We start from the raw sequence: 25,291 nt of genomic DNA, 5'->3' as shown, positions 1-25,291 counted from the left end.
TGGCAATGTGTATGCAGCCTGTTGTCTCCTGGGGTTTATAGCCCGTGATTAAGCGTTTGGCGCATACACTGAGCCACTCATCTGAAACCCGAACAGTTGTCCGTACTCCATAACGCATTTGCAAGGATGGGTAATAATGAGTCTGCCAAATCCACTCTGTGTGGGAATTGATGTTTCCAAAGCGACACTGGACATTGCTACTACCAGTGAGTTCGCCCAGTTCACTACAGGTAACGACGCTGATGGCTTTGATGCCATTGTTGCTGAACTCAGAAAGCATTCGGTGGCGTTGATTCTGATGGAAGCCACCGGAGGGCTTGAGGCTGCTGTGGCCTGCTCGCTTCAGGCCGAAGGTTTTGATGTTGCGGTTGTCAATCCAAGGCAGGCCAGAGACTTTGCCCGTGCAATGGGATACCTGGCAAAGACTGACCGCATTGACGCCAGAGTGCTTGCTCAGATGGCTGAAGTCATTAATCGCCATCCGGAACGGGAACGCTTTATTCGGGCTCTGCCGGATAGCGAACGTCAGGTGCTTGCTGCAATGGTGGTACGCAGACGCCAGTTGATTACCATGTTGGTGGCTGAGCGTAACCGTCTGCATCCTGCACATCCGCAAAGCAGAAAAAGCATTAATATCATCATCCAGGCTCTGGAGAATGAACTTGCCCGGATCGATGAAGATATGAACAGGCACATTCAGAGTCATTTTAAAGAGCTTACTGAACGTCTGAGCAGCATCAAAGGTGTTGGCACCATGACGGCTGCTGCATTGCTGGCAGAAGTGCCAGAACTGGGCAACCTCTCGAGACGTGAAATCAGTGCACTTATAGGTGTTGCTCCGGTAAACCGGGACTCGGGAACCATGCGCGGTCGACGAACCATTTTTGGCGGTCGAGCGGGGGCAAGAGCAGCCCTGTACATGGCAGCTCTTGTGGCAACCCGGTTTAATCCGGTGATAAAGGCGTTTTATATGCGTCTGCTTGCAGCCGGAAAAGCCAAAAAAGTGGCGCTGGTTGCCTGTATGCGTAAGTTGCTGACTATCCTGAACGCAATGCTCAGAAAGAACGAAGAATGGAATGAATCGCACCATCATGTTGCTCCATGATTTTTACGTTCAAGACAGTTGCTTAATCATCCTGGTGAGGGAAAAGCGTGTTATCGATCAGATCGCACAGGCAATTTACCGTCAGCATGTGCATTTCTTGAATGCGAGCACTACGATGCGAAGGAATACGGATCTCCACGTCTTGCGGCCCTAACAACCCTGCAAGTTCACCGCCGTCATAGCCGGTTAATGCCACAATAGTCATATCACGCGTAACGGCGGCTTCAACAGCTTTAACGATATCGCGGCTGTTACCGCGAGTAGAAATGGCTAACAGCACATCTCCCGCATGTCCCAGCGCCCGTACCTGTTTTGCATATACTTCATCATGCAAGCGATCATTGGCAATCGCCGTTAAGACAACATTATCAGTATTTAGTGCAATGGCAGGTAAGCTGGGCCGCTCCGTTTCGAAACGGTTGATCATGCTGGCAGCAAAATGCTGTGCGTTGGCAGCGGAAGTCCCATTACCACAACAGAGGATTTTGTTGCCATTAAGCAGAGACTGAACCAGCGTCATGGCTGCACGGGAGATGGCATCCGGAAGCGCCTCTGCCGCCGCAATTTGAGTTTGAATGCTTTCAGTGAAGCAAGCTTTTATTCTTTCTAGCACGCTAATCCTTAAACCTTAATTATGAGTGGTCATTAAAGGCATCCTTAATCCACTCAACATCATTCCCGGTGAAGGCTACCACATCGAACCGGCAATCCACAGTATCAAAACTCCCATTATGGCGCGCGAGCCACAAGCGGGCAGTCTGTAATAATTTGTGTTGTTTGCTACGGGTCACACTGGCTGCTGCGCCGCCGTAGAGTGCAGAGCGGCGGTAACGCACCTCGACAAAAACGGTGGTCTGGCCTTCACGCATTATCAAATCGATCTCGCCGCCACGCTCGTTCACGTTGGCGGCGACAAACTGCAGTCCTTTGCCTTCCAGCCAGCGACGCGCTTGTTTTTCCCACGCATCGCCGGTCTGTTTAGTGGTTAACTGGCGGGGACTACCTGACCTTGTTGGTACTGTAGCCATGATAACTTCCTGTTAATCACGCAATCCGGGTTAGCCGTCAGACCTCCGGTATTACCGTTGATTTCAAACCCCTGAACCTGGCGCATTTGCGAGAAATGATTCGCCAGTGACCAGGCATCGACACCCATTGCATACATTCGCGCCAGCGAATAATCGTTGTTCACAGCACTGAGTGCCTGCTGCATTAATGACAGGTTACTCCCTGCCAGCATTGGGATTTCACTGTACTGTAAACCTTCCATCTCCAGGCGGAAATCAGGACCCGCGGAGCCTTGTGCGCTGCGGGAGCTGGCGTACAGCGTTGCGCCGCTCTGGCTGCCGTTACGCATGGTAATCATCGGCTTGATGAAGGCGATTTCGCCTGGCGTTGCCACAATGTATACCGCATCGACACGACCGCCATTATTGGTGAACTGGTCATCGGTTGGCGTGGTTTGCAGCGTTGGGTTGTTTGTGGTCATGCCGGAATCGGTTGTCGTTCTGGGGGTAATCGGACTCCCCGTTAAAGCGATACCTGAACCGCCGTTGACACCCGCGCGTAATTCGCTGGTAGAGCCGAATTTTTGTTGTAGAACGGTGCCGCCGCCCAGTTTCTGCCACTCTTGCGCAAACGCATTTGCTACGCGATCACCCAGCGAACTGCGCGGGATCAGCACCAGCGGCGCTTGTTTGCCCTGGTCACGAATATGACGTGCTGCATCGCGCGCTTCATCTTCCGGCGACAGCGCGAAATAACAGATGTTGGCACGGTTTTCGATATTTTCCGGCTGGTTAAGCGCCAGCACGTTCAGCGGGGTGTTGCTCTTCAGCAACTCTTCAACGTTATTTTTCAGCAGCGGGCCGACCACAATACTCGCGCCGTCCTGCTGTACCTGGTTGAGGATCTGGCTAAGCGGTTGTGAAGAAGTATCGTAGATTTTCAGTTCTGCTGACGGATTTGCTGGTGCGCTTACTGCTGCGGTGGTTGCAGTTGGGGTGTTTACAGGCACCGGCTGTGCCTCGGTTTCTTCACCCGTCAGATCGCTAACAGAGGCCTGTGCCGGGCTGGCAACGCCATCCACGGTTTGCGGTTGGGGCTGTTCTGTGACGTCCGCGGCAGGTGCGGCAGCTACCTGCGCTGCTACTGGTTGAGTACCGATATTTTTCGCCGCTTCAAATCCTTGCTGAATAGTGCGACCAAACACCGCGGCCTGACCATTCAACGGCAACAGCAGGGCGATTTTATTGGTTGACGCTGGTTTAAACGCTTTTACGTTTACCAACTGCGTTGGCAGCATTTTCGCGCCCGGATTGTTCGGGTAACGTTTCTGCCAGTCGGCAATGCCGGCCTTCATCATGTCGGGATCGTTGCGGTTATCAAACCAGACGCGTTGCAGATCCAGCCAGCCTTGCAGGATATTTTCGTCGGCGTTGATCACCAGCGTATTCGCCTGCTCCTGAGTCATGGAGGAGAGCGCCTGCCAGGTAGCATCAATATTTTGCTGTTTTTCTTTCGCCCCGAGCAGCGGTTCCTGAGCAATTAAAGCGCGCAATAAATCAATGGAAGGACGCCCCTGGCTGGCATCGATTTTTGCCTGCCAGTAACGTGCCTGCTGGTTTGGCTCTAAATCTGCCGGAGTAATTTTAACCAGCAAGGTTTGCGCGCCAGTAAAATCTTTCTGTGCCAGTTTAATTTCTACTGCCAGCAGAGTTTTCTCGCGACGCTGGGTATCGTTCAGTTCCTGCGGCAGTTGGTTAAATAATTCTACCGCTTGCCCGGTTTTACCTTCTTTCACCAGTGCACGAATGGCGAGTAATTGCCAGTTGATCCTGGTATCATCAGAGCTTTGCTGCATCTGCTGCAGATAAAAGGCAGAATCAGCCTGCGCCGTGCCCTGCATATAGGCAGTGGACTGATCGGGGGTATGGGTGCCACAACCGGCGAAAATCAGGGCTGCCAGAACAACAGGCAGACAACGCGCGGCTTTCAAACGAGAAAATGTTGAGGGTACCATAATGTATCCAGTGATATTTTTTTTACGCAATGCTCAATATTAAATCGGCAATACGGACGACACAATGAAACAACACCAATCGGCGGATAATTCTCAAGGTCAGCTCTACATTGTACCGACGCCAATCGGCAATCTGGCAGATATCACCCAGCGTGCGCTGGAGGTATTGCAGGCCGTTGATCTGATTGCCGCCGAGGATACGCGTCATACCGGTTTACTGCTGCAACATTTTGGGATTAACGCCCGATTGTTCGCCTTGCACGACCATAACGAACAACAGAAAGCAGAAACACTGCTGGCGAAACTGCAAGAGGGGCAAAACATTGCGCTGGTGTCCGATGCCGGAACGCCGCTGATTAACGACCCTGGCTACCATCTGGTGCGCACCTGCCGTGAAGCGGATATTCGCGTGGTGCCGCTACCGGGGCCGTGTGCTGCCATTACAGCATTAAGCGCCGCGGGTTTGCCATCAGATCGTTTTTGTTATGAAGGTTTCCTGCCTGCTAAATCAAAAGGTCGCCGTGATGCGCTAAAAGCCATTGAAACGGAACCGCGCACGCTGATTTTTTATGAATCCACCTACCGTCTGTTAGACAGCCTGGAAGATATTGTCGCGGTGCTGGGCGAATCGCGCTACGTAGTGCTGGCTCGCGAACTGACCAAAACCTGGGAAAACATTCACGGCGCGCCCGTAGGCGAACTGCTGGCGTGGGTAAAAGAAGATGAAAATCGCCGCAAAGGTGAAATGGTGCTGATTGTCGAAGGGCATAAAGCACAGGAGGATGATTTGCCCGCCGATGCGCTGCGCACGCTGGCGCTGTTGCAGGCAGAACTGCCGCTGAAAAAAGCGGCGGCGCTGGCAGCAGAAATTCACGGCGTGAAGAAAAACGCGCTGTATAAGTATGCGCTGGAGCAGCAAGGGGAGTGATATATCTCCGTGGCCCCGTTTGGAGAACCCAGGGGCCACTTGCTTTTGCCTGGCTTAGGGGGATGTTAACGATGACGCATCCCATCAATCAAACATGTGAAATGGTTATGTAGCCATAAAAACGAAGCGGGGATAGTGGTGGAGACTGTGGCTGTGAGAAAACGTTCTGTCGCATCCTGCTTTCCTTCGCCAGTCACCAGTAGCAAAACTTCGCGGGCATTGAGAATATCCTTCAAGCCTAAGGTGATCCCCCGGGTCACGGGGTGACCAGCGGTTTTTAACATCTCATGTTGCTGGGTTTTCACATCAAGTTGGCTGATATGGCAGGCCGGTTGCAGGCTTTCTCCCGGTTCGTTCAGTCCCAGATGACCGTTTTTCCCCAATCCGAGAACGCACAAATCGAGACCACCTTTGCGTGCAATTAAATCCGTTACCCGCTCGCACTCTGTCTCGTTTATCCCTTCGGAACGAAAGCTGATGAGCTGGTCTTCACGTAACCCCAGCGGCTGCACGATATGTTGCTGAAGGAAGGTTTCGCAGGTGCCGGGCGCGGTTAATGGCAGATCTACCCATTCGTCGAGCTTCACGAAGGTCAGTTGGCTGGCATCAACGTGCTGCTGGTGGATTTTTTCCACCAGATAACTGTAGGTAAGCACGGGAGTTGCGCCGGTCGCGAGGCAGATGACTGCATTGGGGGTGTTGCGGATTAACGTCAGCAAATGTTCGCTGGCGTGTTCACTGAGCGCAGTGTAGTCATCGAAGTGCTGTAAGGTTTGCATGAGGAGAAATTCCTTGTGTAGAGAGGCACCGTCAGGCGCGATGCGAAGACCGATGACAAACGCTAAATTGCCTGATGCGCTACGCTTATCAGGCCTACGTGATCTCTGCAATATATTGAATTTGTGTGCTTTTGTAGGCCGGACAAGGCGTTCACGCCGCATCCGGCATGAACAAAGCGCACTTTGTCAACAATCTGAGGCACCGTCAGGCGCAGTGCCTCATTCCATTTACAAAATACCGAATGCGGAACAAACGATGGAAAGCACGAACGTGACGGCGATTAACAGCACCGGATGCGCTTTTTTCACCCGTAATAAGTAATACATCAACAGGGTGTAAGCCATCGGCAAAATATTCGGGAAGACTTTATCGAAGAAATCCTGTTGCAGCGCGACGCTGTGAGTACTGTCGATAGCAAACGACGTCACGACGTTAATATGTACATACGAAGCGATCAGCCCGCCGATTACCGTGATCCCGAGGATAGTTGCCGAACGGGCGATCATCTGCGAGTTCTCTCGCACTTTATCAATCGCCTTCACACCGACCGAATAACCAACGTGAGTCCAGCCAACGCGCAGGAAAAAGATAAGCAGGTAAACGGCGAAAAACAGAATCGGCCCCAACAGGTTTCCCTGGCTGGCAAACGATGAGCAAATTCCCGCCATAATCGGCAATAAGGTAAACCAGAAAATCGCATCGCCAATCCCGGCGATTGGGCCAAACAGCGCCACTTTGAGGCCTTTAATGGTGTCGCGATTTTCCCCTTTCTCTTCCATCGAAATGAGTAATCCCATCAGGAATCCGACCAGATTCGGGTGGGTGTTAATAAATTCGAGGTTATCTTTCATCGCCGCGCTTAAGCCCGGTTTGTCGTCCTTATAAATCTTTTTCAGGATCGGCAACATCGCCCAGGTAAATCCCCCCGCCTGCATCCTTTCGTAGTTAAAGCTCGCTTGCAGCAGCGATGAACGAAAGCCCAGACGGGTGATATCTTTTTTACTGATTTCAGATCCCATTGCTGTAGTCCTCTTCTTCATTTTTACTGGCAACGGGCAACGGGCTGCGGTTGCGCTTGCTGCCGGGATTTCGCATTGAAAAATTCATACACCGCAAAACCTGCCCCCAGTACGGCGACCGGTAACAGGTTGCTGACCTGGATGTAGCAAACAAACAGGAAACCGGCGATCAGGTAAGGGATGTATTGCGCTTTGAACATCACGCGCAGCAGCAGACCAAAACCAACGGCAGGTAAAATACCGCCGGCCACTTCAAAACCATGAGTCAACTAGGCTGGCATCGCCTTTACCAGCGCCTGCATCGCGCCTTGCGCCAGGTAGGTACAAAGAAACGCAATCACTGCATATGAAGAGGCAACAATCAGCATCGTTATCCAGTTAAGTCGGGAAAACGCGGCCGTATCCGCCTCTTTCGCGCATTTATCCGCTTTGGTCATAAATAATGAGAAAGCGGAATAGAAAAACAGAATGACGTACTGCATTAACAAACTAAACGGCAGGCCAAGACCAATTGCCGTTTTGGCATCCACCCCCGTAGACCACGCAATGACGGTAGTCATCAGACCCGCCATGATAGGGTTGGGCGGTTGAACACCACCGGCAGGGGTTAATCCGGCGAACGCCAGTTCTGTCAGACCACCGGTAATTAAGCCGGTCTGAATATCACCGAGTATTGCTCCAGTAAGGGTACAAACGATTATCGGACGGAATAAAAACAAGGCTTCCAGCCAAAAATCAATCCCCAGAACGAAAACTAATGCCGCCAGGGATAGCCCCTGAATTAGGGTTATTTCATGCATTTTTATTACCTCAAACCAATATTAAGGCGATTTTAGATTTAGTCAGGTATTTGTTCTTTTTGATCACCGGGGACGTCCTGAATAAAAACATTCACGCCGCGTTGCTTAATAAAACGTAAATCAGCGAGATCCTGAAAATCGACATAAACTTTACTGCTGATTTGCTTTTTCCCTTCCGAGAAATGCATATTGCCGACGTTAACGTCTTTCAGTTCTATTCCCCCTTCCACCAATTTACGTACTGTTTGCGGTGTACGGCAAATCAGGAATATCTTCTGATGTGGTGCAGCTTTGCCGATGACGTTAATGGTTTTTTCGACAGTAAAGAAACGAATGCCAAAACCGTAAGTTTCCGCGGTAATGCCCATTAATTTCTGTTGAATATCATCATTAGCGACAACATCATCCACGACCACCAGCAAATTTGCGCCGATGGTGGATGTCCAGGTAACGCCAACCTGGCCATGAACCAGACGATTATCAATACGGGTTAAGAGAATATTTGGACTGCTCATTTTTAATCCTCACCATAAAAGTTGAATAATATAATTTATTTAAATATATTACTGTTGCGATATTATATTGGTGTATTTATTAAATTTTAATAATCTCCTTTGCCATTAAGGCACTACCCGATATTAACCGGGCAGCACACTCAAATAAATCGTAAAAAAATCAATAATTACGCGGATATTCTATTTTCTGAACCACAGACATTAATTTTGTTTCTGACAACTTCTTTCATTGCATCCATGCCGACGCGCATATAATAACGAGGATCATTACCTTGCGGATTTTCCGCAAACCAGGCTTTTACTGCGCCAGCGAAGGCTATTTTTAATTCCGTGGCAACGTTCACTTTTGTGACGCCAAGTTCAATAGTGCGACGGACAAATTCATCCGGGACATCGCTGGCACCATGCAGCACCAGTGGAATATCCACCACTTCACGAATTTCCGCCAGTCGCTGGAAATCAATCTTCGGCGTTTTGCTGTATAACCCGTGCGCCGTACCAATCGCCACCGCCAGGCTGTCGACGCCCGTTAGTTCGACAAAGCGTTTAGCTTCTTGTGGGTCGGTAAGGAACGCGCTTTCGGCGTCAACGCTCATATCATCTTCCACACCGCCCAGGCGACCCAGTTCCGCTTCCACGCTGCAATCCTGCGAGTGGCAGAAGTCGACAACCGATTTCACCAGCTTCACGTTCTCGACAAACGGGAAGTGACTGCCGTCGATCATCGCACTGCGCACGCCGGCGTGGACTTTACGGCGAATATCATCCAGCAATTCGTGGTGGTCGAGATGCAGCGCCAGCGGCATGTTGTAGGTCGTGGAATAGGCGCTACACAGGGCGTAGATCTCTTCCAGGGCGATATGTTTAAAGGTGCCCGGCGTCCCGGCGAGGATCACCGGCGATCGCATTTCACTACATACTTCGAGGATCGCCTGGATCGTCTCGGCGTTATGAATGTTAAAGGCAGGCACTGCGTAACCATTGGCCAGGGCATCCTGTAACAGATATTTGGTGGAGATAATACTCATAATGCGATCCTCTTATGCCTGCCACGGATGAATAATGACACCTTGCACCACACGGTTAACGGTGCCGCTGGCTGATGGGGTATCCGGCGTATTGCCCATATGCAGCGACTGCATCAGTGCAAACGTCTGAGCGTATATCAGGAAGCAAAATGCCTGCTCAACGTCGATAAAGTGACGGGACGGCGGCAGGATGATATGCGGACCCGCGGTGATAATGTCGTTGCTTTCAGCGGCGATGGCGATCACGCGCATTGCCTGGTTATCGCGGCGTAATTCTGCCAGCAGATCAAGATCATACTGACGGGTATAAGGGTGGCTGGAGACAAACACCACCACCAGCGTTTCGTCATTGACCAGCGATTTCGGGCCATGACGGAATCCGGTTGGGGAATCATAAAAGGCCGCCAGCTTACCCGCAGTCAGTTCCAGTACCTTCAACGCCGACTCGCGTGCCGCGCCTTGTAAGCCACCGCTGCCGAGATAAACGATCCGTTTCCACGGCGCGTAACCAAACACACCTTCGCTGAAATCGCCCAGCGAGGTCAGGATTACCTGGCAACGATCCGCCACGTCACGGAAGGTCTGGCTGTTGATCGTCTCTGGCGCGAAAACCGCGAGGCAACTGGCCATCATGGTGGTAATGCTGCTGGTCATCGCAAAGCCGCGATCGTGCGTTTCTGCTGGCATCAGCAGGGCAAACGCGTTGTCGCTGTTAATCGCGTTTTGATAGAGATCGCCCGCTTCGTTACAAGTGATCGGCAAGTGGTAGCACTCCGGCACAAACTGATTCGCCAGTTCCACGGCAGCGACGCTTTCCGGGCTGTTGCCGGAACGACCGAAGGAGATCAGCAGCAGAGGATGAGCTGGATTCAGGTAATCCATTGGATTAGTGACCAGATCGGTGGTCGGTACGGCGCTGAAGTTTTTTCCAGTCTGGCTGGCGAGCCATGGCGCGATGATGTCACCGATAAATGCCGAGGTTCCGGCTCCGGTCAGGATGATCCGCAGATCCTCTTTGCGCAGTAACGGTTCAAGGAAGTTATCGAGCGCAGAACGTAACGTGTCGATGTTGGTGAGCGAACGGATCCATGCGCGAGGCTGATGGCGGATCTCTTCTTCAGTCCATGTGCCGGTGGTTGCAGCAGCAGGGGTGTAATTTTCTGGCATAACGCAATCCTTAGTCTGATGAACTTGACTTCAGGCGGGTAGCTTTCGCTTGCCTTTCGTTTCATTTCACTTGGTTATTTCTTTCGTTGATTAAAATTTATAGAAAAGAAACTGAAAGTTCAATGGTGAAAAAAGAAATAAAACGAAATTTGTGATCGGTGAAAGAAAAGATAAGGGAAGTGAAAGGGATTGCATGATGGTGTAAATATCAGCACTGATTGCCGGATGCGGCGTAAACGCCTTATCCGCCTGGCTGTCACCAGCCGTAGGTCGGATAAGACATCCGACATTTACGCCGCAACGACGCTTCGTAGGTCGGATAAGACGCGTCAGCGTCGCATCCGACACCGGTGCAAAGGTCAAAACAAAAGAAAGACCTTGCGGGGGAAGTGAAAGCCAGAAAAGAAACGAAAGTGTAAAACGTCACCCACTGTCTTTTACTAACAGCGGCGGGGCGCTTACCTTATATCCCTTCCTCGACCGGACATTCTTCATGGCAGCGATCCAGCTCGTCCACCAGACTGGTCAGCCCACGGTGTCCGCACTCCAACGCCTGCACGCGAAACTCTTCGCTACTTAACCCTTCACGCTCCAGCACCATCTCCAGTAACAGTTGCAAATTGGTGCCGGTGATCACTTCACAGCCCGGTTTTTGCATCGCCAGCGTTGAAGCCACGCGAAACGGCGTGCCGCCGAGCAAATCCGTCAGAAAAACAATGCTGTCTTCACAATCCAGTTGGGCGATGGCTTCTTCAAGCTGCGATGTAAGCAGCGCGGTGCTTGAGGTTTCCGGAAAATCGATGGCGATAAACTGCGATTGCTCACCGAGAATTTGTTTCATCGCTTTTTCCATGCCGCTGGCAAATCCGCCATGCCCTGTCAAAATAATACTTAACATCTATTACCTCATTGTATTTAAAGGAAATGGCAAAATTTACCGACGATGCCGAGAACCACCGTGATTGCAATCAGGCGCAACGGACTCCAGCCGCGACGTACCAGCCAGAACATGGTCAGGGTATAGGCCAGCGGTAAGAAGGCAGGCATCAGTTTGTCGATAACGTCAGCCTGCAACTTAACCACTGCGTCGCCCGCCGTGATTTCCAGAGTGGTGCTTAAACGGACATAGGTTGCAACCAGCGCGCCGATTACCGTCATCCCGACGATAGACGCCGCATGGCCGACTTTTTTGGTATTCGCTTTAATCAGCGGGATCGCCGCGACGCCCATGCGATAAGCGTAATGTGCAAGGCCAAAACGCAGACCGAGATGCACCACGTTGAACAGAACAATAAATACGACAGCGCCGAGAATAGATCCTTGCAACGCCAGACTGGCACCAATCCCGCCACAAATTGGTAGCAACGTCAGCCAGAACATCGCATCGCCAATCCCGCCCAGCGGCGCACCGACAGCAATCTTGGTGCTCTGAATACTGTTAACGTCCTGCTTGGAACGCTCCATCGCGAGGATAATGCCAATAACAAACGTCACCAGAAACGGGTGAGTATTGAAGAAACCCATATGCCCTTTCATGGCGCGCGCCAGGTCGCGTTTATTGGTGTGGATCTTTTTCAGTGCAGGTAACAGACCGTACAGCCAACCGGAAGCCTGCATACGTTCGTAGTTGAAAGAAGCCTGTAACAGCATGGAACGCCATGCGACGCGATTGATATCTTTTTTCGTTAGCTCTGCGCCAATGCTCTGATCTTCATATACGTTTTCATTGACGCCGTTCAGCAGTGTTTCTTCATTTTCGCTGACGTTCGGCAGGGTCGTTTGATTAGATGCCATCTTCAAATTCCTCTTTCTGTGCCGCAGGTTGAGTCGGTTCAGGAGATTTACGCAGCAGGTCGATCAGCGCCATCGCCAGCGCGGCGGCGGCAATAGCCAACACCGGTAACTTGAGCCAGGCGGCGGCAACGAACCCCAGGATGAAGTAAGGGATATAGACGTTTTTCATCATGATTTTCAGTAGTACGGCAAAACCGATTGCTGGCATGATGCCGCCCGCGACGCCGAGGCCGTCGATTAACCGTTGCGGCAGGACATCAATGATGGTTTTGGCATGTTCCGCACCGAAGTAAATTGGCAGGAAAGCGCAGAGAAAATAGAAGGTGCCGAGCGCCAGTAGCGCCAGTAGCGCCAGATAGTTTACGCGCTCAATACCGCGCGTATCGGCATTCTCCGCCATTCGGTCGCAGCGGGACATCACACCAGACATCACCGAGAACAGGAAGGTAATCCCCATTTGTACCGCGACCGCGAAAGGTACGGCGACGCCGACCGCGACATCCGGTTTCACGCCGGTAGTGATGGCAAATGCCGTGCCGACGATAGTACCGATAATCACGTTAGGTGGCTGTGCGCCCGCCAGCGGAGCCAGCCCCATCCACACCAGCTCCAGTGTACCGCCAGTTAAAATACCGGTATGCAGATCGCCAAGTACCAGCCCGACCAACGGCCCGAGAACCACCGGGCGGTGTATATGGGTTAAGCCGTTAAACATATCCAGGCCAGCGATAAAGGCGATAATGCCCAACGCGAATGCCTGCAACAGACTGATTTCCATGATGAATCCCTCAAAGTAATTTAAAGAGGTCCACAGCAGGTTCTGTCGGGACGCCCTGAACGAAGCATTCCACCCCTGCGGATTTCAGGTCGTTAAATGCCGCGATATCGCCCGCATCCACAGAAACCGTTTTGGCGATTTGCTGTTTGCCATTGGCGTAGTGCATATTGCCAACGTTAATGCGGTTAACCGGAACGCCACCTTTAACCAGCGTCAGGAAATCGGCTGGTGTTTTACAAACCAGCAAGATTTTCTGCCGATCAGCAGCGCGGTGGATGTTGTCGATCACTTTTTGTAGTGTCCAGAAACGCACGGCGATCCCTTCTGCCAGCACCATTTCCATCAGGTTTTGTTGTACCGGATCTTCGGCAACCTCATCATTGGCTACCAGAACCAGATTTGCCCCCGCAAATCCAACCCACTGAACGCCGACCTGACCGTGAATCAAGCGTTCATCAATCCGGCTTAAAACAATATTTGGCATAGCGTGTTCCTCGTTTTTGTTATGGCTTACTGGCCTTCACAGGCAGCGTGGTACTGCGCCAGGATGTCCTGAATATGGTTAATAATGAGTGCCCGTGGCGTTGGCTGTAGCTCGCCGGAGCGAACTTTTACGTATTGCAGCGGCAGGTACTGGCTGATGAGTGGCTGCGGAATTGGCGCATCTGCCAGGTTGCGGACCAGGTGGGCGAAAGCATCATCAATCTGCCGGTCTGGCCAGTAATAACGCACGCGATCCGAGTAACTGTAGCCGCGTGCCAGACGACGCGCGTTCCCGTCCCCGTGGTAATGGCTTTGCCAGTATTCCGGACGGTCGAGCATCACGTTTTCCAGTACCTGACGCAGACCAGAACAGGCTTTTGCTGGCACCAGTTCTTCTTCGATAGCCGCCAGAGAAAACAGTGCTTCACGTAGGGCGAAGGTCAGCGCCGGGCCAACTTTCAGAATGGCAAAGTGGTCAATGACCAACTGGCGCAGCGATTGCGGTGTTTGATAATCGGTAGAATGAGCTTCGAAAATCAGTGTTTCGTAGTTTTCGACCATCTGACTTAAGGCGATCGCTTTTGCAGGCTGATAATCAATAACGTTGGTGTGATCGAATTCGACGCCGGGTTGTACCACCAGCGCAATAATACGTGGCCAGATGGCATTCAGACCTTGCTTTTCAAAAGCATGACGATGGGCTTCCAGCGTGGTGCGGGCGGCATCCGGTGTAGTCACTGCCAGTTCGCTTAAGGTTTCATGTGCGCCGCCAGGAACCGGAACTTCAGTTCCAATGACATACACCAGATCGGCCTCGCCAAAGTGTTCACGGCAGGTTTCTTCCGCCACTTTCGCCAGGCGAGCGGCGCGTTCAGCAACGATGTCATCGGTTAAGGGGATCGGATCGCCCTGACAGGACATGCTGCAATCAAGGTGAATTTTTTTGAATCCCGCCGTGACGTAGCTTTTTATCAAATCATCGGCATTAGCCATCGCCTGGGTTGCGGGCAGGTTTTGCCAGCGGTTAGGTCCCAGATGATCGCCACCGAGAATTAGCATGTCTTGTGGGAAATTCAGCGAGTCGGCAAGCTGGCAAACAAAGCCGCGAAAATCGGCAGGCGTCATTCCGGTATAACCGCCGAACTGATCCACCTGATTGGACGTTGCTTCAATCAGTAGTGGCGTTTGGTTTGAGAAGGCGTAGCGGATGGCAGCTTCCAGCACCAGCGGATGTGCGGAACAAACGGCATAAATCCCATTTGTTTTGCCCCCTTTGTGCTGCCTCACCATTTCTGTCAGATGTTTCACTTTCCTCTCCAGTTTAGATTACTGCAACCTTGATCTTTCGTTTTCTTTCAATTGATACTGCGTCATGGTGAGATAAAAATAAAACGAAAGATAATAGTTTTCTGATTTGATTCACAAAAGAAACATAATGAAAGCTCCTGAAACGAGGGGCGCTTGCGTCAATGGGCAATGTGGGCTTGCATTTGGTTAATAGAAAGGCGTTAATAAGCAAAACGAAATGAAACGAAAGCTTTACGAAAGGACTTACTATGAGTAATACCGACGCTTCAGGCGAGAAGCGAGTAACAGGCACCAGTGAGAGACGAGAACAGATCATTCAGCGCCTGCGGCAGCAAGGAAGTGTGCAAGTTAATGATCTATCGGCATTGTACGGCGTTTCTACGGTGACGATCCGTAACGATCTGGCATTTCTGGAAAAGCAGGGGATCGCCGTGCGTGCTTATGGTGGCGCGTTGATCTGCGATAGCACGACACCGTCAGTCGAACCTTCGGTGGAAGATAAAAGTGCGCTCAACACTGCGATGAAACGCAGCGTTGCGAAAGCTGCTGTTGAGCTGATTAAGCCTGGCCATCGCGTGATCCTCGACTCCGGAACCACAACCTTTGAGATTGCCCGTCTGATGCGCAAGCATACTGACGTGATTGCGATGACCAACGGTATGAACGTGGCTAATGCTTTGCTGGAAGCTGAGGGCGTTGAGCTACTGATGACCGGCGGGCATTTGCGCCGTCAGTCACAATCTTTTTATGGCGATCAGGCTGAACAATCGCTGCAAAATTACCACTTCGACATGCTGTTTCTCGGTGTAGATGCTATCGATCTGGAGCGCGGCGTCAGTACGCACAATGAAGATGAAGCCCGTTTGAACCGCCGGATGTGCGAAGTTGCGGAACGGATCATCGTGGTCACTGATTCCAGTAAGTTCAATCGCTCCAGTTTACATAAGATCATTGATACCCAGCGGATCGATATGATCATTGTCGATGAAGGCATTCCTGCGGATAGTCTGGAAGGGCTACGAAAGGCCGGGGTTGAGGTGATTCTGGTCGGGGAGAATGCGTCTTCGCTATGACTTACTATGCCCGATAAACGTGTGCCATCGGGCATAATACAAATTGAGTTATCAAGTCACCGGTGCCGGGTTAAACACCGCCAGTTGGTTATGCAACCCCCATTGGTCTGAGAAGGTTTTCTTCTTTCCGCTGGCAACGTCGAGAATAAAGTGGAACAGTTTCCAGCCCACCTCTTCAATCGTCTCTTCGCCGGTGGCGATGGTGCCCGCATTAATATCCATCAAATCAAACCAACGGTTCGCCAGTTCAGTGCGGGTTGCCATTTTAATGACCGGCACTGCCATCAGGCCGTAAGGTGTGCCGCGACCGGTCGTAAATACTTGAACGGTAATTCCTGAAGCCACCTGTTGGGTGCCACAGACAAAGTCGCTGGCTGGCGTCGCGGCGTAAATTAATCCACGTTTGGTCGGACGCTGCCCTGGCGACAGCACTTCTACAATCGCGCTTTTACCTGATTTGGCAATGGAGCCGAGAGCCTTCTCCACGACGTTTGCCAGACCGCCTTTTTTGTTTCCCGGCGAAGGGTTGGCGCTGCGGTCGGTTTTCCCCATATTGAGATAGTTGTCGTACCATTCCATCTCTTCCAGCAGACGCTTACCGACCTCTTCGTTAACGGCGCGCGGCGTCAGCAGATGAATGGCGTCGCGTACTTCCGTCACTTCCGAGAACATCACCGTTGCACCGCAGCGCACCAGCAGATCAGACGCATAGCCAACCGCCGGATTGGCTGTCACGCCAGAAAACGCATCGCTGCCGCCGCACTGCATACCAACAACCAGTTCTGAAGCCGGGCAGGTTTCTCGCTGACGTTGATTCAGCTTGTGCAGATGGCGTTCGGCAACCTGCAAAATATCCTCAACCATTGACTGAAAACCGACATGCTTTTCATCCTGCAAGCTGACAATACTGGCGCTTTCCAGTGGAATAGCCTGCACATCGTCCGTACCGACCAGCAGGCGCTCTGGTTGCAATTTCTCGCATCCGAGGCCAATCACCATCACCTCACCGCCAAAGTTTGGGTTCAGCGAAATGTTGTGAATGGTTCGAATAGGCACCACCGCCGCTGGGGCATTAATCGCCACGCCACAGCCGTACAGGTGATTCAGCCCCACCACACCATCGACGTTCGGGTATTTCGGCAGCAGGTCGCGCTCAATAATTTTCACCACGTAATCGACGACGCCTGCCACACAATGCACGCTGGTCGTGATGCCGAGCAGGTTCTTGGTGCCCACACTGCCATCGGCATTGCGATAGCCTTCAAAGGTATAACCTTCCAGCGGCGGTAAAGGTTCCGGCACTTTGGTTGCCAGAGGCAAAGTATGTAAGGGGGGCGCTTCAGGCAGAACCACCATCGATTCATCGATCCAGCTTCCACGTGGGATGGCGCGCATGGCGTAACCAATCACTTCGCCATAACGAATAATTTCGCCATCAGCAGGAATGTCGATCAATGCGACTTTATGCCCCTGGGGAATATGCTCAATTAATTCCAGGCCGTCCGGAAAACGCGTTCCTGCTTTCAGGCCATTATCATTAACAATAATTGCCACATTATCTGTGTCATGAACTTTTATATAAAACGCAGTCGGCGTTTCTTGTCTTATTTCGATATTGGCCATTGTTCAATATTCTCCAGCCAGGGGGATATTAAAATGAGCATTAGATCTCATTTAAAAATAAATAACTTCATTAGGTGAAATAAGAATGTCAGGAGTTTAACGGTAGAAATGTGATCAATGTCAATCATTTCAGGGATTGCGACGCTACCCGGCAAGGCAAAGCGTAAATCTGTGCTTTAGCGCGCAATGTTATGTGCATATGCTCAAAATAATATTTAAATTACATTATTTAAGTTCGCATTTGCACAATGATTATTATTACCCCGCTGCTTATACTAATTCACGAGGCCATTGTCATAACTATATGAATGGAACTCATAAATAATACCTTCCCAATAATAAAAATCAACATAAGTACCCGAGGTAAATAAAATGATTCTGGACACCATTGAAGAAAAAAAGAAAAGCGTGCATACCCGCTATTTAATATTATTTATTATTTTTATTGTGACAGCCGTTAACTATGCCGACCGTGCAACGCTGTCGATTGCCGGTACTGAAGTAGCAAAAGAACTGCAATTAAGCACGGTTTCGATGGGGTACATTTTCTCCGCTTTTGGCTGGGCCTATCTGCTAATGCAAATCCCTGGCGGCTGGCTGCTGGATAAGTTTGGATCGAAGAAAGTTTACACTTACAGCCTCTTTTTCTGGTCGCTGTTTACCTTCCTGCAAGGCTTTGTCGATATGTTCCCTATTGCCTGGGCAGGGATCTCCATGTTCTTCATGCGCTTTATGTTGGGCTTCTCGGAAGCGCCGTCATTCCCGGCGAACGCCCGTATTGTTGCTGCCTGGTTCCCGACTAAAGAACGCGGAACAGCTTCCGCCATCTTTAACTCGGCGCAATATTTCTCGCTGGCGCTCTTTTCGCCACTGCTTGGCTGGCTGACTTTCGCCTGGGGCTGGGAGCACGTCTTTACCGTTATGGGGGGGATTGGTTTTGTACTAACGGCGCTGTGGATTAAGTTGATTCATAACCCGACAGACCATCCGCGCATGTCTGCGGAAGAGTTGAAGTTTATCTCCGAAAATGGTGCGGTGGTCGATATGGATCACAAAAAGCCAGGCGGTGCGACAGCAAGCGGTCCTAAGCTGCATTACATCAAGCAATTGCTCTCTAACCGCATGATGCTGGGGGTATTTTTCGGGCAATATTTTATCAACACCATCACTTGGTTCTTCCTCACCTGGTTCCCGATTTATCTGGTACAGGAAAAGGGGATGTCGATTCTGAAAGTCGGCCTGGTTGCGTCGATTCCGGCATTGTGTGGATTTGCTGGCGGCGTGCTTGGGGGTGTCTTCTCGGATTATCTGATCAAACGCGGTTTGTCACTGACTCTGGCACGTAAGCTACCAATTGTGCTGGGAATGTTGCTGGCTTCCACCATCATCTTATGTAACTACACCAACAACGCCACGCTGGTGGTCATGCTGATGGCGTTAGCCTTCTTTGGCAAAGGATTTGGCGCACTGGGCTGGCCGGTGGTTTCCGATACCGCACCGAAAGAGATTGTTGGCCTCTGCGGCGGCGTCTTTAACGTCTTTGGCAATGTCGCCTCCATTGTCACTCCACTGGTGATTGGTTACCTGGTTAGTGAACTGCATTCCTTCAATGCGGCGCTGGTATTTGTGGGATGTTCGGCGCTGATGGCAATGGCCTGCTACCTCTTCGTGGTTGGTGACATTAAACGTATGGAATTGCAGAAATAAGCAAAGGTATAAGCGATGAATAATGATATTTTCCCCAATAAGTTCAAAGCCGCGTTGGCTGCGAAACAGGTACAGATTGGCTGCTGGTCAGCACTTTCCAACCCGATCAGCACTGAAGTTCTTGGTTTGGCTGGCTTTGACTGGCTGGTGCTGGATGGCGAACATGCGCCAAACGATATTTCCACGTTCATCCCGCAGTTGATGGCGTTGAAAGGTAGCGCCAGTGCGCCAGTAGTGAGGGTGCCGACCAACGAACCGGTGATTATTAAGCGCCTGTTAGATATCGGTTTTTACAACTTCCTGATCCCCTTTGTCGAAACGGAAGAAGACGCGGTACAGGCGGTAGCATCAACGCGTTATCCACCAGAAGGTATTCGCGGCGTCTCCGTTTCTCATCGCGCCAATATGTTTGGCACCGTACCGGACTATTTCGCCCGGTCGAATAAGAACATCGCCATTCTGGCGCAAATCGAAAGCCAGCAGGGCGTCGATAACGTTGACGCCATCGCTGCGACCGAAGGCGTTGATGGCATTTTCGTTGGCCCCAGCGATCTGGCGGCGGCATTAGGTCATCTCGGCAATGCGTCACATCCGGAGGTACAAAAAGCGATTCAACATATTTTCAACCGCGCCAGCGCTTACGGTAAACCCAGTGGCATCCTCGCGCCAGTTGAAGCCGATGCACGCCGTTATCTGGAATGGGGTGCCACATTTGTCGCTGTCGGCAGCGACCTCGGTATTTTCCGCTCCGCCACGCAGAAACTGGCAGATGCCTTTAAAAAATAACGACCACCGCAACAAGAGAGATGATTGATATGACTATGAAAGTTGGTTTTATTGGCCTGGGTATTATGGGTAAACCAATGAGTAAAAACCTTCTGAAAGCAGGTTACTCGCTGGTGGTTTCTGACCGTAATCCAGAAGCTATCGCTGACGTGATTACCGCAGGCGCAGAAACCGCGTCTACGGCTAAAGCCATCGCTGAACAGTGCGATGTCATCATTACCATGCTGCCAAACTCTCCGCACGTGAAAGAAGTGGCGCTGGGGGAAAATGGCATCATTGAAGGTGCAAAACCAGGGACGGTATTAATCGATATGAGTTCAATCGCTCCGCTGGCAAGCCGTGAAATCAGCGAAGCACTGAAAGCGAAAGGTATTGATATGCTGGACGCCCCGGTGAGCGGCGGTGAACCGAAAGCCATCGATGGCACCCTGTCAGTGATGGTGGGTGGCGACAAAGCTATTTTCGACAAATACTATGACTTGATGAAAGCGATGGCGGGATCCGTTGTATATACCGGAGAAATCGGTGCAGGCAACGTCACCAAACTGGCAAACCAGGTCATTGTAGCGCTGAATATTGCGGCGATGTCAGAAGCGTTAACGCTGGCAACCAAAGCGGGCGTTAATCCTGATCTGGTTTATCAGGCGATTCGTGGTGGGCTGGCGGGAAGTACTGTACTCGATGCAAAAGCGCCGATGGTGATGGACAGGAATTTCAAGCCGGGCTTCCGTATCGATCTGCATATTAAGGATCTGGCAAATGCGCTGGATACCTCCCATGACGTTGGTGCGCAATTGCCGCTGACCGCAGTGGTCATGGAGATGATGCAGGCGCTGCGTGCCGATGGGCTGGGAACAGCAGACCACAGCGCTCTGGCGTGCTACTACGAAAAACTGGCGAAAGTCGAAGTCACTCGCGAGTGACGTCGTGCCCGGATGGCGTGGTGCAATCCGGGCTGGGAGCCAGGCCGAATAAGAGAAACGCCCTCCGGCGTCATGTGGTAACAGGCAAAGATATGAAAATCGTAATCGCCCCAGATTCTTACAAAGAAAGTTTATCTGCCAGCGAGGTTGCGCAGGCGATAGAAAAGGGATTTCGGGAAATTTTTCCTGATGCACACTATGTTTCTGTTCCCGTTGCTGATGGCGGTGAAGGAACGGTGGAAGCGATGATTGCTGCCACTCAGGGGACCGAACGTCAAGCCTGGGTTACGGGGCCGCTGGGTGAGAAGGTGAATGCCTGTTGGGGGATCTCTGGCGACGGTAAAACCGCGTTTATTGAAATGGCGGCGGCCAGTGGGCTGGCGTTGGTTCCAGCGGAAAAGCGTGATCCGTTGGTGACCACTTCTCGTGGTACGGGTGAGTTAATCTTGCAGGCGCTGGAGAGCGGCGCAACCACTATTATTATCGGCATTGGCGGCAGTGCTACCAATGATGGCGGCGCGGGAATGGTGCAGGCGCTGGGAGCGAAGTTAAGCGATGCCAGTGGTAATGAAATCGGCTTTGGTGGCGGCAGCCTCAATACCCTGAATACCATTGATATCTCTGGCCTTGATCCACGCTTAAAGGATTGTACGATTCGCGTCGCCTGCGATGTCACCAATCCGCTGGTGGGCGACAGCGGCGCGTCACGTATCTTTGGCCCGCAGAAAGGGGCTAATGAAGCCACGATTGTTGAGCTGGACAAGAATCTCTCTCACTATGCTGATGTCATCAAAAAATCGCTGTATGTTGATGTGAAAGACGTCCCCGGATCTGGTGCTGCGGGCGGTATGGGGGCGGCGCTAATGGCGTTTCTTGGTGCAGAGCTAAAGAGCGGCATTGAGATTGTGACTACGGCGTTGAATCTGGAAGAACATATTCACGATTGTACGTTGGTGATCACCGGAGAAGGGCGCATTGATAGCCAGAGTATCCACGGCAAAGTACCGATTGGCGTAGCGAATGTCGCGAAGAAATACCATAAACCGGTAATTGGTATTGCAGGGAGTCTGACGAAGGATGTCGGCGTTGTGCATCAGCACGGCATCGATGCCGTATTCAGCGTGTTGAACAGCATTGTTACCCTGGATGAAGCTTTCAGCGGGGCTTATGACAATATTTACCGCGCTTCACGCAATATCGCCGCCACACTGGCGATTGGAATGCGCAGTGCGGGGTGACAAGGGCGCGCAAACCCTCTATACTTCGCGCCGAAGCTGACCAGACAGTCGCCGCTTCGTCGTCGTCCTCTTCGGGGGAGACGGGCGGAGGGGAGGAAAGTCCGGGCTCCATAGGGCAGGGTGCCAGGTAACGCCTGGGGGGGAAACCCACGACCAGTGCAACAGAGAGCAAACCGCCGATGGCCCACGCAAGTGGGATCAGGTAAGGGTGAAAGGGTGCGGTAAGAGCGCACCGCGCGGCTGGTAACAGTCCGTGGCACGGTAAACTCCACCCGGAGCAAGGCCAAATAGGGGTTCATAAGGTACGGCCCGTACTGAACCCGGGTAGGCTGCTTGAGCCAGTGAGCGATTGCTGGCCTAGATGAATGACTGTCCACGACAGAACCCGGCTTATCGGTCAGTTTCACCTGATTTAACAAAGCCCGTCAGTGCAAGCTGGCGGGTTTTTGCTTTTTTGGGAGGGCGGGAAGATGAATGACTGTCCACGACGCTATACCCAAAAGAGCGCGGCCTGTTGGTTTAATATAAACACTCTTTTTAGCCATCCTGTGGTCTATGCTGATAACTTACTTCGAATAGCAATTATTAGTTTTGTGATCCTCAACACAAAATGCTATTCGGTAACCGTAAAACAAGAATAAATCATGGGAAACGATTGCGTTCACAAAATGACGTCCTGCCATTGAGAGGAAAAATGACGTTAATCAATTGTTTTATTTGTTTAATATATGTTTATTTGGTTTTAAGTCTTTGCTATGATCAATGTTTCATCTTCAACAAATGGCGCAAAAAAATGTGATGTGCCGCATTATTTATCTATGAAAACGATTTATTTATAATAAAATTTGATAACTTGCGCATTAAATTTAACTTAAAATTCGTCTGCGAAATACACGGTAATTGATTGAAATATCGTCTAAGCGCATTTTCTAATAAGAAAAATCAAGCGTGTTGTTATCGCCATAAAATATGGTTATCCCCCCTTATTTTTTTGATAAAAGTCAGGCTTTGTGTTGATTTTTATTGTCTAACTAATTGATATTAAATGGGTATATCGCTTTAAGGATTTACCTGGAAAACTATTGAAAGTTAATTTGTGAGTGGTCGCACATATCCTGTTCATTCCATTTTGATACAATTCATTCCGTCAATGAGGTAATTAACGCAGGTTGTTATGAGCACTATTCTTCTTCCTAAAACGCAACACCTGGTAGTCTTTCAGGAAGTCATCAGAAGTGGCTCTATTGGATCGGCTGCAAAAGAATTAGGGTTAACTCAACCAGCGGTAAGTAAAATCATTAACGATATTGAAGATTATTTTGGCGTTGAATTAGTCGTTCGGAAAAATACCGGCGTAACGCTGACACCTGCTGGTCAATTGTTGCTCTCTCGTTCCGAATCCATTACCCGCGAAATGAAAAATATGGTTAATGAGATTAGCGGTATGTCCACTGAGGCTGTAGTGGAAGTCTCATTTGGTTTTCCATCGCTGATTGGCTTTACCTTTATGTCCGGGATGATCAACAAATTCAAAGAGGTGTTCCCGAAAGCGCAGGTCTCAATGTATGAAGCGCAACTGTCTTCGTTCTTACCGGCTATCCGCGATGGGCGCCTGGATTTTGCGATAGGTACGTTAAGTGCAGAAATGAAGCTTCAGGATTTGCATGTTGAGCCGCTGTTCGAATCAGAATTCGTGCTGGTTGCCGGTAAGTCCCGAACATGCACCGGCACCACCACGCTGGAGTCTTTGAAGAACGAACAGTGGGTGTTGCCACAAACGAATATGGGATACTACAGCGAGCTACTCACCACGCTACAAAGAAATGGCATCAGTATTGAAAACATCGTTAAAACCGACTCGGTCGTCACCATTTATAATCTTGTTCTCAATGCTGATTTCTTAACCGTTATTCCCTGCGATATGACTTCACCTTTTGGTTCTAATCAATTTATTACTATTCCGGTTGAGGAAACGTTGCCGGTGGCACGATATGCCGCAGTATGGTCAAAAAATTATCGTATCAAAAAAGCAGCATCAGTTTTGGTGGAATTAGCTAAAGAGTATTCATCTTATAATGGGTGTCGACGAAGGCAATTAATAGAAGTTGGTTAGTTATTTGTTTTTTATTTAAACATGAATAATCCACCTGTATTTTTACAGGTGTTGGTTACGGTTACCTACAAATTTAATTCAGGCGAAGAGGTTTTATAATGCATATTACATACGATCTGCCGGTTGCTATTGATGACATTATTGAAGCAAAACAACGTCTGGCTGGGCGAATTTATAAAACAGGCATGCCTCGCTCTAACTACTTTAGTGAACGTTGCAAAGGTGAAATATTCCTGAAGTTTGAAAACATGCAGCGTACTGGTTCATTTAAAATTCGAGGTGCATTTAATAAATTAAGCTCCTTAACCGATGCCGAGAAACGCAAGGGGGTAGTGGCCTGTTCGGCGGGCAACCATGCACAAGGGGTTTCGCTTTCCTGTGCGATGCTGGGGATTGATGGTAAAGTCGTGATGCCGAAAGGCGCGCCAAAATCCAAAGTTGCGGCAACGTGTGACTACTCCGCTGAAGTCGTACTGCATGGCGATAACTTCAACGATACCATCGCCAAAGTAAGTGAAATTGTCGAAACGGAAGGTCGCATCTTTATTCCCCCTTATGATGATCCGAAAGTCATTGCCGGCCAGGGAACGATTGGTCTGGAAATTATGGAAGATCTCTATGATGTCGATAACGTAATTGTACCAATTGGCGGTGGTGGTTTAATTGCCGGTATTGCAGTGGCGATTAAATCTATTAACCCAACTATCCGTGTTATTGGTGTGCAGTCAGAAAACGTTCACGGTATGGCGGCTTCTTTCCACTCGGGAGAAATAACCACGCACCGAACTACCGGCACCCTGGCGGATGGTTGTGATGTCGCTCGCCCGGGTAATTTAACTTACGAAATCGTTCGTGAATTAGTCGATGATATCGTGCTGGTTAGCGAAGACGAAATCAGAAACAGTATGATTGCCTTAATTCAGCGCAATAAAGTCGTCACCGAAGGCGCGGGCGCTCTGGCATGTGCTGCATTATTAAGCGGTAAATTAGACCAATATATTCAAAACAGAAAAACCGTCAGTATTATTTCCGGCGGTAATATCGATCTTTCCCGCGTCTCTCAAATCACCGGTTTCGTTGGCGCTTAATTAATTCGTTGAG

At 50.5% G+C, this 25,291-nt stretch carries 23 protein-coding genes, 1 other RNA gene and 1 pseudogene; 10 read left to right on the top strand and 15 right to left on the bottom strand.

The window, feature by feature from the left end; translation table 11 throughout:
* Positions 1-136 precede the first annotated feature (136 nt).
* Positions 137-1,105, top strand: coding sequence for an IS110 family RNA-guided transposase (locus C1192_RS20085; protein WP_038354882.1), 969 nt, complete (start codon positions 137-139; stop codon positions 1,103-1,105).
* A gap of 22 nt (positions 1,106-1,127) precedes the next feature.
* Here C1192_RS20085 and diaA read toward each other — a convergent pair whose 3' ends face one another.
* The 3 genes from diaA to lpoA are packed head-to-tail and all read right to left on the bottom strand — an operon-like array spanning position 1,128 to position 4,127.
* On the bottom strand, positions 1,128-1,718 hold the full coding sequence (diaA, locus tag C1192_RS20080) for a DnaA initiator-associating protein DiaA (protein ID WP_000893477.1): 591 nt from the start codon (positions 1,716-1,718) through the stop codon (positions 1,128-1,130).
* Positions 1,719-1,737: 19 nt separating this feature from the next.
* Entirely contained in the window at positions 1,738-2,133 is a 396-nt protein-coding gene (locus tag C1192_RS20075) for a YraN family protein (protein WP_000246845.1), read from the bottom strand.
* Positions 2,091-4,127, bottom strand: coding sequence for a penicillin-binding protein activator LpoA (lpoA, locus tag C1192_RS20070; RefSeq protein ID WP_016249240.1), 2,037 nt, complete (start codon positions 4,125-4,127; stop codon positions 2,091-2,093). The genes C1192_RS20075 and lpoA overlap by 43 nt, the downstream gene beginning before the upstream one ends.
* Positions 4,128-4,191: 64 nt before the next feature.
* Between lpoA and rsmI the strand changes: the two genes are divergently transcribed.
* Entirely contained in the window at positions 4,192-5,055 is an 864-nt protein-coding gene (rsmI, locus tag C1192_RS20065) for a 16S rRNA (cytidine(1402)-2'-O)-methyltransferase (protein WP_038354445.1), read from the top strand.
* A 65-nt stretch (positions 5,056-5,120) separates the two neighbouring features.
* Here rsmI and C1192_RS20060 read toward each other — a convergent pair whose 3' ends face one another.
* The 11 genes and pseudogenes from C1192_RS20060 to kbaZ form a co-directional block, all read right to left on the bottom strand.
* Positions 5,121-5,834, bottom strand: coding sequence for a galactosamine-6-phosphate isomerase (locus C1192_RS20060; protein WP_001194135.1), 714 nt, complete (start codon positions 5,832-5,834; stop codon positions 5,121-5,123).
* 228 nt (positions 5,835-6,062) lie between these two features.
* Complete coding sequence (gene agaD, locus C1192_RS20055) at positions 6,063-6,854, bottom strand: PTS galactosamine transporter subunit IID (RefSeq protein WP_000534352.1); 792 nt, start codon at positions 6,852-6,854, stop codon at positions 6,063-6,065.
* Positions 6,844-7,654, bottom strand: a pseudogene (gene agaC / locus C1192_RS20050) (PTS galactosamine transporter subunit IIC). Before agaC ends, agaD begins: the two are co-directional and overlap by 11 nt.
* Before the next feature lie 38 nt (positions 7,655-7,692).
* Entirely contained in the window at positions 7,693-8,169 is a 477-nt protein-coding gene (gene agaB / locus C1192_RS20045) for a PTS galactosamine transporter subunit IIB (RefSeq protein ID WP_000098037.1), read from the bottom strand.
* 167 nt (positions 8,170-8,336) lie between these two features.
* Positions 8,337-9,197 carry a tagatose-bisphosphate aldolase subunit KbaY gene (gene kbaY / locus C1192_RS20040; protein ID WP_038354448.1) on the bottom strand — a complete coding sequence of 287 codons (861 nt, stop codon included), beginning with the start codon at positions 9,195-9,197 and terminating at the stop codon, positions 8,337-8,339.
* Positions 9,198-9,209: 12 nt separating this feature from the next.
* Positions 9,210-10,364, bottom strand: coding sequence for an AgaS family sugar isomerase (locus C1192_RS20035; protein ID WP_001114899.1), 1,155 nt, complete (start codon positions 10,362-10,364; stop codon positions 9,210-9,212).
* Between the two features lie 463 nt (positions 10,365-10,827).
* A complete protein-coding gene (gene agaF / locus C1192_RS20030; RefSeq protein WP_038354449.1) occupies positions 10,828-11,262 on the bottom strand; it encodes a PTS galactosamine/N-acetylgalactosamine transporter subunit IIA in 435 nt (144 codons plus the stop codon).
* Between the two features lie 17 nt (positions 11,263-11,279).
* Positions 11,280-12,158, bottom strand: a complete 879-nt coding sequence (gene agaE / locus C1192_RS20025; protein WP_010379159.1) for a PTS N-acetylgalactosamine transporter subunit IID — start codon at positions 12,156-12,158, stop codon at positions 11,280-11,282.
* Positions 12,148-12,936, bottom strand: a complete 789-nt coding sequence (agaW, locus tag C1192_RS20020; protein ID WP_038354450.1) for a PTS N-acetylgalactosamine transporter subunit IIC — start codon at positions 12,934-12,936, stop codon at positions 12,148-12,150. Before agaW ends, agaE begins: the two co-directional genes overlap by 11 nt.
* A 10-nt stretch (positions 12,937-12,946) precedes the next feature.
* On the bottom strand, positions 12,947-13,420 hold the full coding sequence (gene agaV / locus C1192_RS20015; protein WP_001132993.1) for a PTS N-acetylgalactosamine transporter subunit IIB: 474 nt from the start codon (positions 13,418-13,420) through the stop codon (positions 12,947-12,949).
* A 26-nt stretch (positions 13,421-13,446) separates the two neighbouring features.
* On the bottom strand, positions 13,447-14,727 hold the full coding sequence (gene kbaZ / locus C1192_RS20010) for a tagatose-bisphosphate aldolase subunit KbaZ (RefSeq protein ID WP_016262581.1): 1,281 nt from the start codon (positions 14,725-14,727) through the stop codon (positions 13,447-13,449).
* Positions 14,728-14,975: 248 nt separating this feature from the next.
* Between kbaZ and agaR the strand changes: the two genes are divergently transcribed.
* Positions 14,976-15,800: an aga operon transcriptional regulator AgaR gene (gene agaR, locus C1192_RS20000; RefSeq protein ID WP_000072182.1), complete on the top strand. Its 825-nt coding sequence runs from the start codon at positions 14,976-14,978 to the stop codon at positions 15,798-15,800.
* A 51-nt stretch (positions 15,801-15,851) separates the two neighbouring features.
* Here the strand turns inward: agaR and garD are convergent, their stop codons facing one another.
* Entirely contained in the window at positions 15,852-17,423 is a 1,572-nt protein-coding gene (gene garD / locus C1192_RS19995) for a galactarate dehydratase (RefSeq protein WP_001273732.1), read from the bottom strand.
* Positions 17,424-17,795: 372 nt separating this feature from the next.
* Here garD and garP point away from each other — a divergent pair, with 372 nt between their 5' ends.
* From garP to tdcB, 7 genes are all read left to right on the top strand, one after another.
* A complete protein-coding gene (garP, locus tag C1192_RS19990) occupies positions 17,796-19,130 on the top strand; it encodes a galactarate/glucarate/glycerate transporter GarP (protein ID WP_038354451.1) in 1,335 nt (444 codons plus the stop codon).
* A 15-nt stretch (positions 19,131-19,145) separates the two neighbouring features.
* Entirely contained in the window at positions 19,146-19,916 is a 771-nt protein-coding gene (gene garL / locus C1192_RS19985; RefSeq protein WP_001058055.1) for a 2-dehydro-3-deoxyglucarate aldolase, read from the top strand.
* A 29-nt stretch (positions 19,917-19,945) separates the two neighbouring features.
* Positions 19,946-20,839, top strand: a complete 894-nt coding sequence (gene garR / locus C1192_RS19980) for a 2-hydroxy-3-oxopropionate reductase (RefSeq protein ID WP_000178109.1) — start codon at positions 19,946-19,948, stop codon at positions 20,837-20,839.
* Between the two features lie 92 nt (positions 20,840-20,931).
* On the top strand, positions 20,932-22,077 hold the full coding sequence (garK, locus tag C1192_RS19975; RefSeq protein ID WP_016249234.1) for a glycerate 2-kinase: 1,146 nt from the start codon (positions 20,932-20,934) through the stop codon (positions 22,075-22,077).
* Between the two features lie 32 nt (positions 22,078-22,109).
* Positions 22,110-22,486, top strand: an RNA gene (gene rnpB, locus C1192_RS19970) — RNase P RNA component class A.
* 765 nt (positions 22,487-23,251) lie between these two features.
* Complete coding sequence (tdcA, locus tag C1192_RS19960; RefSeq protein WP_000104220.1) at positions 23,252-24,190, top strand: transcriptional regulator TdcA; 939 nt, start codon at positions 23,252-23,254, stop codon at positions 24,188-24,190.
* Positions 24,191-24,288: 98 nt separating this feature from the next.
* Entirely contained in the window at positions 24,289-25,278 is a 990-nt protein-coding gene (gene tdcB, locus C1192_RS19955; RefSeq protein ID WP_000548354.1) for a bifunctional threonine ammonia-lyase/L-serine ammonia-lyase TdcB, read from the top strand.
* Positions 25,279-25,291: the final 13 nt, after the last annotated feature.

Origin of the sequence: Escherichia marmotae (genome assembly GCF_002900365.1) — a bacterium.
In the GTDB taxonomy this organism is placed as follows: domain Bacteria; phylum Pseudomonadota; class Gammaproteobacteria; order Enterobacterales; family Enterobacteriaceae; genus Escherichia; species Escherichia marmotae.
This window is presented reverse-complemented; position numbering and strand designations above follow the sequence as displayed.